Origin of the sequence: Desulfomarina profundi, from assembly GCF_019703855.1 — a bacterium.
Classification (GTDB): Bacteria; Desulfobacterota; Desulfobulbia; order Desulfobulbales; family Desulfocapsaceae; genus Desulfomarina; species Desulfomarina profundi.
This window is the reverse complement of sequence record NZ_AP024086.1, coordinates 4,198,261-4,215,275: the sequence shown is the minus strand read 5'-3', so window position 1 is coordinate 4,215,275 and position 17,015 is coordinate 4,198,261. Positions and strand designations below refer to the sequence as shown.

Annotated in this window: 14 protein-coding genes and 1 pseudogene; 7 read left to right on the top strand and 8 right to left on the bottom strand. The window is 47.8% G+C overall.

The window, feature by feature from the left end; genetic code table 11:
• The first annotated feature begins 281 nt into the window (after positions 1-281).
• The gene (locus LO777_RS19435) at positions 282-1,469 is read left to right on the top strand and encodes a HAMP domain-containing protein (RefSeq protein WP_228855470.1); all 1,188 of its coding nucleotides are present in this window, start codon (positions 282-284) and stop codon (positions 1,467-1,469) included.
• A gap of 7 nt (positions 1,470-1,476) precedes the next feature.
• A complete protein-coding gene (locus LO777_RS19430; RefSeq protein ID WP_228855469.1) occupies positions 1,477-2,208 on the top strand; it encodes a hypothetical protein in 732 nt (243 codons plus the stop codon).
• Here the strand turns inward: LO777_RS19430 and LO777_RS19425 are convergent.
• Positions 2,188-2,961 (bottom strand): hypothetical protein, encoded by a 774-nt coding sequence (locus tag LO777_RS19425; RefSeq protein WP_228855468.1) that lies wholly within the window; start codon positions 2,959-2,961, stop codon positions 2,188-2,190. The two genes, LO777_RS19430 and LO777_RS19425, sit on opposite strands and share 21 nt — an antisense overlap.
• Before the next feature lie 44 nt (positions 2,962-3,005).
• Positions 3,006-3,857 (bottom strand): pantoate--beta-alanine ligase, encoded by an 852-nt coding sequence (gene panC, locus LO777_RS19420; RefSeq protein WP_268907587.1) that lies wholly within the window; start codon positions 3,855-3,857, stop codon positions 3,006-3,008.
• Between the two features lie 467 nt (positions 3,858-4,324).
• Between panC and LO777_RS19415 the strand changes: the two genes are divergently transcribed.
• Entirely contained in the window at positions 4,325-4,903 is a 579-nt protein-coding gene (locus LO777_RS19415) for a PEP-CTERM sorting domain-containing protein (RefSeq protein WP_228855466.1), read from the top strand.
• Positions 4,904-5,026: 123 nt separating this feature from the next.
• Here the strand turns inward: LO777_RS19415 and LO777_RS19410 are convergent, their stop codons facing one another.
• Complete coding sequence (locus LO777_RS19410) at positions 5,027-5,311, bottom strand: hypothetical protein (RefSeq protein WP_228855465.1); 285 nt, start codon at positions 5,309-5,311, stop codon at positions 5,027-5,029.
• 672 nt (positions 5,312-5,983) lie between these two features.
• Between LO777_RS19410 and LO777_RS19405 the strand changes: the two genes are divergently transcribed.
• The 4 genes and pseudogenes from LO777_RS19405 to hrpB all read left to right on the top strand — a co-directional run bounded on the left by LO777_RS19405 (position 5,984) and on the right by hrpB (position 12,661).
• Positions 5,984-7,909, top strand: coding sequence for an ASKHA domain-containing protein (locus tag LO777_RS19405; protein WP_228855464.1), 1,926 nt, complete (start codon positions 5,984-5,986; stop codon positions 7,907-7,909).
• 168 nt (positions 7,910-8,077) lie between these two features.
• Positions 8,078-9,717 (top strand): annotated as a pseudogene (gene pruA / locus LO777_RS21340) (L-glutamate gamma-semialdehyde dehydrogenase).
• A 180-nt stretch (positions 9,718-9,897) separates the two neighbouring features.
• Positions 9,898-10,179, top strand: a complete 282-nt coding sequence (locus tag LO777_RS19395) for a helix-hairpin-helix domain-containing protein (RefSeq protein WP_228855463.1) — start codon at positions 9,898-9,900, stop codon at positions 10,177-10,179.
• On the top strand, positions 10,151-12,661 hold the full coding sequence (gene hrpB, locus LO777_RS19390) for an ATP-dependent helicase HrpB (RefSeq protein ID WP_228855462.1): 2,511 nt from the start codon (positions 10,151-10,153) through the stop codon (positions 12,659-12,661). Before LO777_RS19395 ends, hrpB begins: the two co-directional genes overlap by 29 nt.
• 162 nt (positions 12,662-12,823) lie before the next feature.
• Here hrpB and LO777_RS19385 read toward each other — a convergent pair whose 3' ends face one another.
• The 5 genes from LO777_RS19385 to LO777_RS19365 all read right to left on the bottom strand — a co-directional run bounded on the left by LO777_RS19385 (position 12,824) and on the right by LO777_RS19365 (position 16,942).
• The gene (locus LO777_RS19385; protein ID WP_228855461.1) at positions 12,824-14,311 is read right to left on the bottom strand and encodes a response regulator; all 1,488 of its coding nucleotides are present in this window, start codon (positions 14,309-14,311) and stop codon (positions 12,824-12,826) included.
• Positions 14,312-14,457: 146 nt separating this feature from the next.
• The gene (locus LO777_RS19380) at positions 14,458-14,844 is read right to left on the bottom strand and encodes a response regulator (protein ID WP_228855460.1); all 387 of its coding nucleotides are present in this window, start codon (positions 14,842-14,844) and stop codon (positions 14,458-14,460) included.
• Positions 14,845-14,898: 54 nt separating this feature from the next.
• A complete protein-coding gene (locus LO777_RS19375) occupies positions 14,899-15,825 on the bottom strand; it encodes a methylenetetrahydrofolate reductase (protein WP_228855459.1) in 927 nt (308 codons plus the stop codon).
• Positions 15,825-16,490 carry a methylenetetrahydrofolate reductase C-terminal domain-containing protein gene (locus LO777_RS19370; RefSeq protein ID WP_228855458.1) on the bottom strand — a complete coding sequence of 222 codons (666 nt, stop codon included), beginning with the start codon at positions 16,488-16,490 and terminating at the stop codon, positions 15,825-15,827. The genes LO777_RS19375 and LO777_RS19370 overlap by 1 nt, the downstream gene beginning before the upstream one ends.
• On the bottom strand, positions 16,487-16,942 hold the full coding sequence (locus tag LO777_RS19365) for a hydrogenase iron-sulfur subunit (protein WP_228855457.1): 456 nt from the start codon (positions 16,940-16,942) through the stop codon (positions 16,487-16,489). The genes LO777_RS19370 and LO777_RS19365 overlap by 4 nt, the downstream gene beginning before the upstream one ends.
• Positions 16,943-17,015 lie beyond the last annotated feature (73 nt).

Below are 17,015 nucleotides of genomic sequence, written 5' to 3'. Positions count from 1 at the left end.
TGCCGGTTGAAAATGAATCGAAGGAACATTTTCACACTCGTAATCCCTGTCAACTTCGATTTTCCTCAATTTTACCGAAGAGATCGGACGAAAAGGTCATTTTTTGAGGTGGTCTGAAGTAAGTTTTCAGTCATGAAATTGCACTATATGATAAATATTATTATGTATTTAAGAAATTGTCTGCTAATATTGTGTTATTGCACTTTACAGGAACATGACTTTCTTTTTCTTGAGCACGGAATTGGTTCCACAGGAATTTGCGCCCCCTTTTGGAGAAAAACATGAGAAAAATCAGGACTAAACTTTTACTTGCCTTTATATTCATTTCACTGATCCCGCTTGTATCAATAGGCTGGTATGCTTTAAGCAATATCAGCAACTCATTGAAATCCTCAATTACCGCTAAACTGAATGATAAAGTGCACCTGATTTCCTTTGAAATTGAAGATTTTTTGAAAAATGTCTCCAATGACCTTTTCTACCTCCGCGACTCCGTGACCCTGCGAACCCTGATTGGTGATGTTTTTTCACCGTCTGCAAATGATATAAATACACTCAGGAAAAACCTCGAAAAAGATTTCCTTGCCTTTTCTAAACACAAAAAGATTTATCACCAGGTCCGGTTCCTGGATGCGACTGGAATGGAGGTCGTCAGGGTTGACAGAAACCAGGGTGAAAGCGCAATAGTGGCAAAAGACAGGCTGCAGAACAAGAAAAAACGCTATTATTTTGCTGACACGGCAGAACTGAACAACGGACAGCTCATGATCTCTCCACTTGACCTGAATCGCGAAAGAGGAAAAGTCGAGCAGCCGCTCCGACCGGTCATCAGGTATGGCACTCCAGTATATGACAAAAGCAACCAGTTCAAGGGAATTGTCTTGTTCAACGTAATGGCCGACAAATTCCTCAAACTTGTGAGAGAAAAGAACAGAGGCTATGAGCAGCTCTATTTCATAGATAATAAAGGATATTACTATTCGCATCGCAACGCCAAAAAAGAATGGGGCAGCCAGACAGATCTGAATACCGGAGAAAACTTCAAAACCGATTTCCCGGGCGCCGCAAAACAGATCATCAGTGCTCAAAATCCCAATACGATAATCCTGCAGGACAATCTCATTGCTTCTGCACCTGTTTTTGTCGATAAGAAAAAATATACTCTCCTTGGTAATGTTGTGGAGGTGGTTCCTGCCACTGAAGTCTATCGGTCCGTCACGACATTCAGGAATGTTTTTCTGGGAATAAGCATGGTTGTTTTTATCGCAACCCTGTTCCTGGCGGTGGTCCTTGCAAAATCAATTACTGATCCGATAATTTACCTGACCAAAACCACAGAGGCTATGAGCAAAGGAGAACTCACTTCTTCAGTTGTTGTTGCTTCAAAAGATGAAACAAAACTGCTGGCGGAAGCAATTGAACGGTTAAGAAAATCCATGGTTATCCTGTTAAAACGGAAACAGAAATAAATACCCCATGACAGACCCCTGTAACCGACATAATCTCAATGATCTCTGGCCTGTTCAGGCATCCCTGGTCAAAGAAACAGCTGAAGGCCCTGAACCGACACTGGAACGACTGCATACAGCTTTTATAGAAGAATTCGGCCATGGCCCCGGTATCGATCTCATTGACTACTTTATTGGCCTGACTGAAATCGACAGGTCGGAACTGAAGAAATACATGGATTTTACAGGTGCCCCGCAACCGACAGGCAGTACTCAGGATATCGGCCCGGCAGAAAGCGTTGTCTACAGCAGTTCCTCTACTGTCCTGCAGTTCCTTCGTGACTTTGAAAAAAAATACGCTGTTCCTCCATCGGAACACCTGACTGAACTGTACCTGAAAGAAGCAAAGCACCCAGGCTCTTCCAGTGCTGTCTGTAAAAAAACAGATAAACGGAATCAACAGGATTTTGCCAGGAAGATAGCGGACACGCCCCACCCCACGGTTCTCACTTTCAGGAAACAGTTTATCGAAGAGTTCGGCTTTCCGCCACCAGATAACATCACAAAAATATTTCTGGAAAGAATGCAGGATAAAAATCAGGAGGATGAAGTGTATTTCGCCAGGACAGGGGCCAACGGTTCTATTTCCACTGTGCTCGAATTCCGTAAAGCTTTTGCAAAAACTTACGGCCAAGCTCCCCCAGAGGACCTCATAAAAATATTCATCACCAACCGTTTATCAGTAGACAAGTCTGCCTGACAAGACTGAAGAACTCCAATCATCGAAAAGAACCTTGTCTTCCTCGCTCAACTCTTTTCTGATAGCCGAAAAAAGAGACTGGACATCTTCTTTCGCCAGCATCCCGGGCCTTGACTGTATCTCTTCAAAAGAATCTTCTATCAATATAGGGGCCGCCGGGCCCACCAGATCTATGAGAACGGTTTCAAGTGATGCCAGCAAATCATTCTGTTTATCGGTATCCAGTACATTTTTCGAGATTTTCTGTTGTATTACTCCCGCAATCATCAACCGGCAGATATGCGTCAGTACTGCCAGTTCCGACTTGCCCGACTTGCGCATAACCTGCTCGATGCTCCGTTCCCCATCCAGCAGCATGGCCACCTTGAGATCACCGGCACTCAATCGCTCAACCTCACCTATCCGGTCGAAGTCAGCCTGAAAAATCGCATTCTCATCCGATATTTTATCGTTGATTACCGCGATGTTTCTGTGCACCTTTTCAAGATAGGAAAGAATTTCGTTGGTATCGACATCAGGATCTGGAATATATTTTTCCCGCGCTCCCTCTCTAAACCGGACAGTGATATTGACCCATCTGACACAGGCTGCAGCGGCCTTTCTTCCCTGGAGATTTTTTGTTTCAACCTGCTCTATGATACCTTCATTGAGATACAAGAACCCTCGATCATCATATTTGTGGACTATTTCAAGAACACCACTTTTTCCTTCAAAGACAAGTGGTTTCAAGACAGGCAACAGAGATTGATACATAAAAACACCTTTTCAATGGGATCAGTTTATCCTCAGTCAAGGCATCAGGATTCCGGATCCAGAACTGTATTATCTATCAGCCTTATTTTTCTCAGATTCACAGCCAGGGCCATCAGTGTCTTCCCCCTGACCTGCTGAACTCCATCCAGGCTGAACGGATCACAAATAGAAATATAATCAATGGCAATGTCAGGAAAGGCAGAGAGAATGGCTCTGGCCTCCCGTTCAATGCGTTCTGAGTCTATAATCCCTGACCGCACCATTTCCTTTGCCCTTGCAAGTGCCCGTGAAAGGCTCAACGCCGCAGGCCTCATGGATTCGTCAAGATAGGCATTCCTGGAACTCATGGCCAGACCGTCAGCCTCCCGGATTATCGGTCCTCCAATGATTTCAATATCAAATTTCAGGTCCTTCACCATCTGACGGATTATTGCCAGTTGCTGAAAATCTTTTTCTCCAAAAACAGCCACATGGGGTTTGACGATGTTAAACAACTGGGTTACGACCGTGGCAATTCCTTTAAAGAATACCGGACGTGACAGGCCGCACAGGTGAGCTGGCAATTTTTCCAACTCTACGTAAGTCTGATACCCTTCCGGGTATAAACTTGAGTCCATTGGTACAAAAACAACATCGACACCCTCTTTCTCAGCCAGTTCAAGATCCTTTTCCAGAGAACGGGGATAGGTACTCAAATCTTCATTCGGTCCGAACTGGGCAGGATTTACAAAAATTGACAGGGCAAGGTCGTCCCCTTTCTGCCGGGCTATGCGTAGAAGAGACAGATGCCCCTCGTGGAGATAACCCATTGTCGGAACAAAGCTGATGGTTTTTCCCTCTATCCTCAGGCCTTCTGCCCGATCCCGCATTTCTTCTATTGTATGAATAATCTTAATAGCTGCACCTCACTCAACTCTTCACCGGACACATGATGAAACAACCCGAGCTACCACATTGTAACTGTATGAAATTCAAACCTTAATAGAACATGCACGATATTCTGTCATTCGTCAATATTAAGCTCATACAATAACATTCTTAATAGCTTTAAACAAAGAGAATGTCATAAACAGGGCAAAACTTGCCATTAATTTACATGAAAACGATTGATTTCAGCAAAAACCAACGTCACATTTTCAACAGGTGAATGGTGTTACAGAAAATTAAACAACCCGGAATTCCGAAATTCTTCTCCACTCATCCGAAAAATTCTACCAATTGCTGCAGCAGCATTGTTTGGTTTAAATTTTTTTTTCTCTAATTTAAACAAGATATAATAAAAACAGATACTGGGTCAATATTTGCATAAATCCCGGTATAAGTATTTACCGGTTACAGAAATGATATCCCAAAAGGAGGAAACATGAAAAATATTTTATCAGCAATAATCGTATGCGGGGCGCTCTCACTGGTAGTCCAACAGGCAGAAGCAGTTTCGTTTGATATTTCATGGACCGGTGCTGGCAATTATACCATGGAAGGTTCATTCAGCTACAGCGATACTCTTATTGGAACTGGCCGAATTGATGAAACCAGTCTTACAAGTTTCAACATTGAAGGTTTTTTAAGCGGTACATCACTTGGTACTTTTGACTTTTTTACTGACACTCCTCTTCTTGGGAGCGACACATTTAATTTTAATTTTGACAGCACATCTGAAACCTTTTATACCGGTGGTTATTCTGCAGATGATTTTGGACAGGACTGGGGTGTTTCTATTGGTGGAGGATTCGCTGCCACTACAGGTTTTGGTTTCTCCAGCGGTAGTGGTTCCCAGGGAATTGCGAATCCTTCTTGGTTAAGTGTCAGCAGTATTCCGGTCAGCCAATCAACGCTGATTGCCACCCGCAGCAGTGACCCGGTTCCGGAACCTGCGACAATGCTCCTTTTTGGTACAGGTTTGATTGGTCTTGCTGGATCAAGAATCAGGCGTAAAAAATAGTTACTCAGCAAACAGTAATATAAGCAGCCGGAGAGGGGCACTATAAATTCACTGTTTTTCAGTGACATTTACACCTCTCCGGATTTTCCAGCAAGTGCTTAATATACCATTGGAAAATTAATATTAAGTAATCAGCATTGGCAGCGGATAAACAGTTGCAAATCCTTGTCTATCAATTTCGTCCTTTGACGGGTATTCCCAACTGCCTGCACTTTTTTCGAAGGAACCAACTTCCAGTGATAAAAGCCCGACTTTCTGATTAAGTCGGGCTTTTTCCTTCTCAGAGCTTTTTGGTCTTTCCGCTTTGATTTTTCTCAAAAATACAATGGGGGGTTTTATTCCTCGAACGGCTTCAAAGGCAACTTTTGCCTTAAATTCTGCACTGTGTTTTCGTCTTTGCTTTTTCATAATTCTCCATCCTAGTGTCTGTCCAGAAATGAGATTTTTTGTTCGAGTTCAGGTAAGCGTAGACTCCGAGGAGCATAGGAAAATAAAAAACGCAGCATATTAGACATATGTGAGCATTTTTATTTTTCGTAGCGACGTAGCCCGCATCTCTCATCAGTTCAGGCGGCGTCAGGTTCAAAGTTCCCGGAGTCTTCGCTTACCGGGCAGTGAATTATAGTGATCAATATTTACAGCCAAAATACTGTAGAAGATGGCGTTGCCTGGACTGACCTTGGGTGAACATTATGTAAATTTTTCTGGGTCACTGATAATTGTCTCATTGTTTGTGCTCTATAGTTATTCTCAAAATTGACACAATGTTCATGGGAACATGCGGACTAGGAAAGGCAGTCGTAAAAGCCGGGATCCTGGTCAAGAAATTTCTCCTTGAAAAATACTCAGGAAAAGATAATTATGTACTAATAACTATTCTCATCAGTATCTGCTTGTAATCCTTTAAATTCATCACTCTGTCTCTACAAACAAAAGGTAAACTACGAGGGTTATGTATTGCTTCCCTCAAAATGGAGTGGTGTGTTGTTCTATTTTAAATTTTTACCTTTTTTCCGAGCAATCATCTTCAAGAATATTGTGCTGATATTTTCATACGTCAGCCTTCAGTGAGGTATATCTATGAAACATACTGTTCAATTTCTTCCGGACAAACGAACCATTACCGTTGATCACGGCGAAAATCTGCTGGCCGCTGCAGCCAAGGCCGGGGTGTATATCCACGCGTTCTGCGGAGGTGACGGTGTCTGTGGCAAATGCAAGGTTCAACTTCTTGAAGGTGAGCTGGAGGCCGGGAATTCTGCTGCCCTGACCGGTGAAGAAATCAATCAGTCCATCCACCTTGCCTGTATCTCCTCAATTGTTTCAGATAGTACAATTCAGATTCCTGAAATCGTGCAGTCCGACGGCAGAGCACTGAAGTCAAAACCGAAAACGACAAGATCCCTCTCCGCGGAATCACTCGAGATCCTGGTTGGGGAGTGGCAGATTGCACCACCGGTAAGAAAACTGTTTCTTAAATTGCCTCCTCCCACTCTGGACGACAATATTTCCGATATGCAGCGACTCTTTCGGGAAATAAAAAAACATCTTCCCGACAATCCCGAGCCCGATTATGATCATCCGGAACTGATACGCGAACTTCCCTTTATTTTGAGGGAAGCCGACTGGGAGGTCACCCTTATTCTTTTGCACGGAAAAGGGGAAGAGGAACCAGACAGAATTATCGCCGTGGAACCTGGAGACACAACTGATCAGCTCTACGGTCTAGCCATAGACCTTGGTACAACAACCATCTGTGGAGTACTCCTGGACCTGAACAGCGGGGAGGTTGTCGAAGAAGGCTCAGGCTATAATTCCCAGATCGGTTATGGCGAGGATGTCATTTCCAGGATTGTCTACTCCCAGAGATCCGGTGGATTGAGAATTCTGCAGGAAAAGGTAGTCTATACTATCAATACCATAATTGAGGATATCTGCAAAAAGATCATAATCAACCCGAGTGATATCAGTTATATCATGGCTGCAGGAAATACTGTAATGTCTCACCTGCTCCTTGGAATTGACCCGAAATATATCCGCGAGGCACCGTATGTTCCAAGCGTCAACCAGTTTCCCCTGACAAAGGCCGCGGACCTCGGCATAATGGCCCACCCTTCCGTTCGTCTCTTTCTTTATCCCTGTGTCGCTTCATACGTGGGCGGAGATATTGTCGCGGGAGTCCACAGTTGCCAGATGCATAAAAGTGATGCCATTACCCTTTTTATCGATATCGGCACCAACGGGGAAATCGTAGTCGGAAACAAGGACTGGATGGTCTGCGCCGCCTGTTCAGCAGGCCCGGCCTTTGAAGGAGGCGGCATTAAATTCGGCATGCGGGCCAGTTCAGGAGCCATAGAAAATTTCCATATCCACGGCGAAACCTTTGACCCGATGATAGTCACCATCGGAGCGACAAAACCGAGAGGAATCTGCGGATCCGGGCTGATATCCATCGTTCCTGAACTTCTGGATGCCGGAATCATCAACCAGAGGGGAAAATTCGTCCGTGATCATAACCATCCCCGGATCAGAAAGGGTACTGACGGCTGGGAATATGTCATCGCCTGGTCCCATGATTCGCTTATCGGTGAGGATATCGTCATCACTGAAATTGATCTTGATAACCTTATCCGGGCCAAAGGGGCTATGTTTGCCGGTTACCAGACCCTGCTCACTTCTGTCGGTTTGAGCTTTGATGACCTTGACAGAATCATCCTCGCCGGAAATTTCGGTGCTCATATCGATCTGGAACGGGCCATATCCATCGGCCTTCTTCCTGATATTGACCGAAATAATTTTTTCTACCTGGGCAATGCGTCGATGCTCGGCTGCCAGATCAGCCTTACCGACCATCGTCGCTTTCGTGAAAGAGCAGAAGTTCGAACCCTCATGACCAACCTCGAGCTCTCAGACAATATCGACTTCATGAATCACTATATGGCGGCCCTGTTTCTGCCCCATACGGATCTGGATCTGTTCCCAAATGTCGGCCGGGGAAATGAGTAGAATCCAACCAACTCCTGATGACAAAACCGGAAGGGAGGTGAAACTCTCCAGTTGATTTAGTTCCAAGCCGTAACCATTGTTTGAGTATGTTCATTTAAAGGCTATTCTAAATTCAACCAAAAAGTCCTTAGAACTTCAGATAATATACTTCGGCAATGGAGAACAACCATGGAAAATGGATTCTACTCGTCCCCACCCCCGCAGAATGAAACCATTCTCGACTACAAAAAAGGGTCGCCTGAGCGGCAGGCACTTGCAGCAGAACTTGACCGGCAACGACAAACACGTCTTGATATTCCTCTTCTGATCGGAGGAAAAGAAATACGGACCGGTCGCACGGCAACCGCTGTCTGCCCCCACGACCATCACCATGTTCTGGCTGATTTCCATCAGGCAGGAACAAATGAGGTGGCAGAAGCCGTCTCCGCCGCACTCAAAGCCAGGGACGGCTGGGAGGCCATGGACTGGCAGAGCCGTGCCGCTGTCTTTCTGCGGGCAGCTGAGCTTATTTCCGGTAAATACAGAACAACCCTCAATGCGGCCACCATGCTGAACCAGTCAAAAAACGTCTATCAGGCTGAGATAGATTCCGCCTGCGAACTGGCAGACTTTCTTCGTTTCAATATATTTTTCATGGAACAGATCTACCGGGAACAACCGGCCAGACACAGTTCAGGCACCTGGAACAGAACTGATTACCGTCCCCTTGAAGGATTTGTTTTCGCGGTGACCCCTTTTAATTTCACCGCCATCGCCGGCAACCTGCCCACATCGGCTGCCATGATGGGTAACGTTGTCCTCTGGAAACCGGCCTCCACCTCTGTACTCAGCTCCTGGTATGTAATGCGGATTCTTCTTGAAGCGGGACTTCCACCGGGGGTAATTAATTTTATTCCGGGACCCGGCGAAAAGATCGGACCACAGGTATTAACGGACCGTAATCTTGCAGGAATCCATTTCACAGGCTCCACCAGGGTATTCAACACCATGTGGAAAACCGTGGCCGACAATATCGACAGCTACAAAAACTATCCCCGCATAGTCGGGGAGACAGGGGGAAAGGATTTTGTCTTTGCCCACTCCTCCGCACCCCCGAAACTGCTGCGGTGGCTCTAGCCAGGGGTGCCTTTGAATACCAGGGTCAGAAATGCTCTGCAGCTTCAAGGGGCTATATTCCCCGTTCCCTGTGGCCTTCCGTAAAAACAGAACTCACGGTAATCCTTGAAGATATAAAAAAACAGACAGGTGATCCGGCTGATTTCATGTTTTACAACGCGGTTATAGATGAAGCGACCTTTGATAAAACCATGGCGTTTATCGGAGAAGCTGAAAAAAATGATACAGTTGAGATCATTTTCGGCGGCACTGGTGACAAAACAACAGGGTATTTCATTGAACCGACCGTACTGGTCACAACCGACCCACGTTACCGTTCCATGGAAGAGGAGCTCTTTGCCCCGGTATTGACGCTCTACATTTATGATGACGATCAGTTTGAAGAAACTCTGGCCCTCTGCGACAGCACCTCTCCCTACGCCCTCACCGGTTCAATCCTGGGCGATGACAGAAAAGCCATTATCGTCGCTACCGACAGGCTGCGCTACAGCGCGGGAAATTTTTATATCAATGACAAACCGACGGGTGCTGTTGTAGGACAGCAGCCCTTTGGCGGGGCCCGTGGTTCCGGCACCAATGATAAAGCCGGTTCTCTTTTGAACCTGCTTCGCTGGACCTCACCCAGAACCATCAAGGAGACCTTTGTGCCACCGAATGATTATAGCTATCCGTTTATGAGAAGTACGGATTAGCCCGGATTTCTGTTGAACATTGTGGCAATTTTGAGAATAACTGTAGAATACAAATAATTATACAACTACATGTAATAGAACAAAATTTACACAATGTTCACTCAAGGTCTGCCCAGAAATATCAACTGTATATCTGTGGTATTTTTTTGAACAAGCTCCTGGATTACACTACCGAGTATAATGAAAACACCGGACAGGAAAACAGTATCACAGCTCGAACAGCTCCCCAATATCGGTCCGGCCATGGGAAAGGATCTCAGGCTTCTGGACATACACCACCCCCGGCAACTGATCGGAAAAGACCCCTTTACACTCTACAGCGAGCTTTGTACTCTTACAAAAACCAGGCACGACCCCTGTGTGATCGATGTTTTCATGTCGGTCATCCATTTCATGGAAGGTGGAGAAGCCAGACCCTGGTGGACTTTTACAGATGAACGCAAAAAGAGAACAGGAAATTAAATCCCAGCCCGTCTATTCCCTTGTCCCAACGCTCAGAAAACATCTTTTCCGTGGACACACTGTCCTGAGCGCCCCCACAGGTTCGGGAAAAACCACCTGCATTCCGCTGCTACTCTATTGTGAGGCATGGCTTGAAAATAAAAAAATCCTTCTTCTGGAGCCGAGAAGAATCGGTGTCAGGGCGGCTGCAAACAGAATGAGCAGTCTTCTAGATGAAAAAACAGGAACAACCATCGGATATCGGACCCGCTTTGAAACCCGGCTCTCAACACAAACCAGAATCGAAGTCATCACAGAAGGCATCCTGATCCGGATGCTGCAGAACAACCCGGAACTTGCGGATATCGGTCTCGTCATTATGGATGAGTTCCACGAGCGGTCCATCCAGACAGACCTGGGCCTGGCCATGCTCCTGGATCTCTGCACCCTGCGTGAAGACCTGCGAATTCTTGTCATGTCGGCCACCCTTGACATGGAACCCGTCAGCAAACTTCTCGGCAATGCTCCGATCCTCGAGGGACAGGGAAGGACCTATCCGGTCACAATCGAGCATCTTTCTTCCACTACACAGCAATCAATTCCCCAAACCATGACAGCCGGTATCCGCCATGCCCTCGGGGAAACATCAGGGGACATCCTTGCCTTTCTGCCCGGTGCCCCTGAAATTCACCGGTGCAGAAATCTCCTTGAAAAACAACCGGGAAAGGAACTTATTCTGCCCCTCTATGGCGATCTGAGCCACCAGGAGCAGGACAGGATCTTTCATCGGGATAATAATCGTCGCAGAATTATTCTGGCAACACCCATTGCCGAAACGGGAATCACTGTTGAAAATATTTCCTGTGTTGTGGACAGCGGCTATTTTCGCCGCCCCGTTTATGACAGCCGCAGCGGTCTCTCCCGCCTTGTAACTTTACGAATCTCAAGAGCATCCGCGGCCCAGAGAGCCGGTCGTGCCGGTCGCCTGGCCCCGGGAAAATGCTTTCGGCTCTGGGACAGGGCGGAAGAACACAATATGGCAGAGCAGACCCTTCCGGAAATCCTCCATGGAGACCTGGCTCCGCTTGTCCTGGAACTGGCACTCTGGGGAGTGAACACTCCAGACTCTCTTTCCTGGCTGGATCGGCCGAGAAAAACCAACTGGGATCGTGCGGTCCAGCTCCTGCAGAAATTAACACTTTTAGACAGCCAGGCACGGATTTCCCGGACAGGCCGGGAAGTGGCGGAGCTCCCTCTCCATCCGCGACTGGGGTTGATGATAGTTTCCAGTAAAAAACACAATCTCTGCTGGACAGCCTGTCTGCTTGCGGCCATTCTTTCCGAAAGAGATATCTGCAAGGGAAAAACCAATTCCGCCGACATCCTTGATCGTCTGAAAACAGTAGATGATTTTGAATCCGGCTCAGACAGCAACACTTTTATCGACCGGCAGCTCTGCCGCCGTATTCTCACACAGGCGAAGATGTGGTTCAGAGGTTTTCCCGGCAAAAAAACAATAGACTACACCAGTGTCGGCAGCCTGCTTGCTTACGGTTTTCCCGATCGTATCGGCGGCCTGCGGCCCGGCTCCAACTACCACTATCTACTGTCCAGCGGCCGTGGTTGCCGACTGAAACCTGCGGATCCACTGCAGGGTAATAAAACACTGGTCATCCCCCAGGTGGATGGAGAAAAAAAATCCGGCAGAATTTTCATGGCAGCACCTGTCTCACTGGATAACCTCCGGCAGGATCATTCCCACCTTTTCCACGAATCAGAACTGACTGTCTGGGATGAAAACTCAGAGCAGGTGAAAACAACGAGGGATCTGATGCTCGGAAAACTGCAGATCAGCAGTCGGCCGGTAAAAACTTCCCACCCGGAGGAAATCATGGCCGTTTTCCTGAAAGCCATACAGGAAACAGACCTGCAATGTCTCCCCTGGAGCAGGGAGGCTGTCAACGTGCAGCAGCGAGTCTGTTTTCTCCATCATCAGACGGAAGACTGGCCCGATTTGAGCAATACCAACCTGGCACAAGACCTGACCTGGCTGGAACCCTATTGTTTCGGGATGAACCGCTTCAGCCAGCTCAAAAACATAAACATGAAAACGATTCTGCTCTCTCTGCTTTCCTGGGAACAACAGCTGCAACTCGACACCCTGGCCCCCACGCATCTGAAGGTACCCAGCGGTTCACGACTGCCCATTTCTTACGCAGTGCCTGAGAAAGCGGTGCTGGCTGTACGGCTCCAGGAACTGTTCGGTCTGTCCGAAACACCCCGCATATACGGTGGCCGACTCCCCGTGACTCTGCACCTGCTCTCCCCGGCCCATCGCCCGATCCAGATCACCACTGATCTCGGTTCTTTCTGGCGAACAACATATGGTGAAGTCAAAAAAGAACTGAGCGGCAGGTACCCGAAACATTACTGGCCGGATGATCCGCTCAAGGCCCGGGCAACCTGTCGTACGAAACGAAACATGAACACTCCACATGGTTAACCCGCCTTTCTCATGGACATCACACCTGAATTCACCAGTTCAGGCAGGGCCATTTGGGTCGATAGTTGATCAGAATTTTTTTTGTTTTGGATGAAAAGATGGTCAGGGCATATGGTATCTTAGAAGGCGTTTCGGCTCTACCCCAGACAGCTTCCCCATACATTACACGGAAACTGTCTCTTCCATTGAAGTCACTGGAAAACTGAGAGAAACCTGTGTTCCCTCTCCGGGACTGGACTGCACATCAATATATCCCTGGTGGGCATCAACGACCTCCTTGACCAGGGCCAGACCAAGCCCCGACCCGGTAATATGACGGGTCGCTTTGCCCTTGACCCGAAAAAAACGATCAAAGATATGGGGAAGATCCTCTCCCGGGATTCCTATTCCTGAATCCCTCACCTCAATATTGACAAAACCTCCGGAAACAGAGGTGCTGATCAGGACCTCGCCTCCGTCCGGAGTATATTTCACCGCATTGGAGACGATATTCATAATCGCTGTTCGCATATGATCATAATCAACAGTGAACCACCAGTCCGTATCACAGGATTTATACTTCAGTGAAATTTTCTTACCCTCCGCCTGGGGGGAAGCAATTTCAATAACATCTTCTATCATATTGGTGCCGCGGACAGGTTCCAGATTGAACACAACAGTGCCACTCTCCAGTTTGGAGAGGTTGAGCAGGTTGTCTATCAGTCTCAGCAAATCCTTCGTCCTGACCGTCATCCGTTCATGGAGAGAATGGCAGGAACTGACCTCTTCATGCTGACATCCCACCCGTGAGGCATAAATCATCTGCTCAATAGAGGCAAGAGGAGCCTTCAGTTCATGGGCAACCATGGCGACAAAATCGGACTTCATTCTGTCGATTTCCTTATGGGCGCTTATGTCTTCAAAGGCGGTAACAGAACCGATAACCTCCCCCTGGTCCGAAGTAACGGGAGAACAGTGGGCTCGCAGGAATTTCCGGGAAATGGAGCCCGGAATAAATTCCCGTGTCACCACGATTTTTTTCTCGATAGCTTCCGCCACCATTTCCACCGCCGCATGGTCACGGATAGAATCGGCAAGGGGTTTACCGATAAATGGGTCGGTCTGGATCTCGAGAATTTTTATGGCTGCCGGATTATGATGCACAACAACACTGTCGGTATCGGTAACAATCACTGCTTCCGCCATGCAGGCAAAGACTGTCTTCAAACGACTCTGGGATTTGTCGATGGCTTCCAGCCCCATCATTTTTTCCCTGCGCAGCTGTTCCGTTTCAGCCATCATGCTGATCTTGTCAATGGCCCGGTCAATCACCACCCGGATATAATCGGGTGTAAACGGCTTACCGACAAAATCAAAGGCACCCTGCTTCATGGCCGTAACCGCCTTGGTAACAGTGGCAAAACCTGTGATAACAATGACCTGCACATGGGGTTGATTTTCCCTGATCCAGTCCAGCACGGCAAAACCGTCAATACCCGGCATCATCAGGTCGGTGAGCACAATATGAAACTCCTGCTCCTGGAGCAGTTCAAGGCCCCGTTTACCATCTTCGGCCTTGGCGATGGCGTACCCTCTCTTTTCAAGAGCACGTCCAACACCCTCACGGATTACCTTCTCGTCATCAATAATCAGTATACGTACGTTCTCCATGGCCGTTTCCCTGATGTAAACATATCTGTTCCGCCGGTTTAAGTACACCTGGAGCAGAACGAAGCACTCCTCCTATCCTATTCCGGGCATTCACAAAAAATCTCTTTCCGGCAGCCTTCCGGTACCGAAAAGAGATGGACCCGTTGCTACTTCAACCAGTTCTTGATCAATTCAAGTAATTCGGCAGGCTCCACCGGTTTGGGCATATAATCCTCCGCCTCGCTTTCCAGCATATCCCGATGGGAGTAAGTGCTGGTCGTGACCCGTTCCGCAACAGCAGTCAACAGGATAATCGGGATATTGGCAGTCTCCGGATTACCTTTTAAACTGGCACAGGCTTCGTGGCCGTTCATTACTGGCATCATCACATCGAGAACAATGAGATCAGGTTTATCTTCGGCAACAGCCTCAAGTCCCTCTTTCCCATCATAGGCAACCCGAACATCATATCCACCGCTTTCAACGATCACTCGTACAGCTTCAACGAAATCGGGATCATCATCAACGAGTAGAACTTTCTTCTTTTCAGCCATTCCTTCCTCCATTATTCAATATTCCTGCCTTACTGCGGCAACTTCTTTCTTCTCTCAATCAACTTTCGGCCTGGGCAGCAGACCCGCCCCGCCAATAATTTCTTCCAGTTTTTCCTCCCACTCAATCGCCATGACATGGACACCGGCTATACCTTCCATCTCCTTTAATTCCTGGATCTGTTCGATGCACATCTCGATACCCTTGGCGGCCTGTTTTTCCTTAGGCTCATCGGCGATACGATTGACCACCTCATCGGGGATATCCATACCGGCAACCATACGTCGCATGAACTTCGCCATACCCGCCGATTTCAGGGGAGTCACTCCCGCAAGGATTTTTATTTTTTCATGCAGTCCTTCTTTTTTTGCATCCTCCATATACGTTTTAAATTTATCCATATTATAAATACACTGGGTCTGGACAAAATCAGCCCCCGCCTCCATCTTCATTTTCAGGCGCGGTACCCGAATCTCAAAAGGATCAGCAAAAGGATTGACTGCACAACCGATATAAAACTGCGGTGCGCCTTCAAGTTTGTCTCCGGATGGAAAAACCCCTTCGTCCCTCATTGTCTTCGCCAGATGTATTAACTGCATTGAATCAATATCAAAAACATTTTTTGCCTGGGGATCATCCCCGAATTTCTGGTGATCCCCTGACAGGCAGAGAAGGTTTCTCACACCGAGGGCGGACGCACCAAGAAGATCCGACTGAAGGGCAATGCGATTCCTGTCCCGCACCACCATCTGAATAAGAGGATCAATTCCCTGTTCCTTGATCAGCATGCAGCCGGCCAGTGAACTCATGCGCACTACCGCAGTCTGATTATCGGTCACATTGCAGGCATCCACATTGCCGACCACAAGGGCTGCTTTTTTCCGAACGATCTCCGGATCGGCTCCACGGGGAGGGCCACACTCAGCAGTGACCGAAAAATGACCCGCTTCCAATACTTTTTTCAGGTTACTTTCCGTATTCATCAGATCATGTCCTCCCTGATAATGCGGCGCGGGCCACCATCCCTTGACGTATTCCATCCCTTGTAAGGCTTCAGTTTCCCGTAATTCTCCATCTGATCCAGGGATTTCAACCTGTCAATAATAAGCTGCCAGCCGCACTTGACTTCCTTGTCTATTTCACAGATCCCCCGTACCGAACCACCACATGGCCCATGAAACAACGATTTTGCACACCTGGTTACCGGACAGATACCACCAGTCAGGTGGAGTACGCAATCTCCGCACCCCTGGCATCTTTCCGCCCATTCCCCCTGGCGTTCGGTAACTCCGAGAAACCCGGTGTTGATACCCGGTAACAGGGGAGTCGTTGTGTATTTCTCCGCGAGAAACTGGATTCCGGCCCCGCAGGCAATGGAAAGAACAGCCTGATATTCCTCTACATAGGGCCGCATCAATTCCACATATTCCGGATCACATTGCCTCTCCAGGCTCACCTCTTTAATCTCGATTTTTCTGCCACTCGACTCCCTTGCCAGTCGCAGGGTGGATGCCAGCACCTGCACCTCCTTCTCCCCGCCGACCCGACAGACCGTGACACAGCCGTGACATCCCGCGACGACGATCTTGTCATAGGGCTCAACCATTTCCAGAATTTCTTCAATGGGCTTCGGTGTTCCTGTTATCATCCTGCCTCCTCCTGTGATGCGGCATCGGGATTTCCCTCTCTTGCCACATTGATCGGGCTTGGCCCAAGTTCTTCTATCTTATCCACAAATTCGTTGGCGTAGGCTGCAAACTTCGATCCTTCACCGGCACTCAGGTTGTACATCCTGACCCGTTCAGGGCCTATATTGATTTGCTCCAGAATCCCGTAAACCCGTTTGACCCGGGCACGGGCCCGGATATTGCCGTTCACGTAATGGCAGTCCCCTTCCAGGCAACCAACCACCATTACTCCGTCCGCTCCATTCTCAAACGCTTTCAAGAGCAGCGCCTCATCTATCCTGCCGGTGCAGGGCAACATGATTATACTGATCGCCGGAGGATAGGTCCGTCTTTCCGAACCTGCCAGGTCCGCTGCGGAATATGCTCAATGACGACAGGCAAAAACAATGACACGGGCTGCAAAGTCACTCATTATTCCACTCCTCTCCTGAATTCTTTTTTCTATTTTTTTTAATTACCCATGCAACTCAGCCAACCTGGAAATA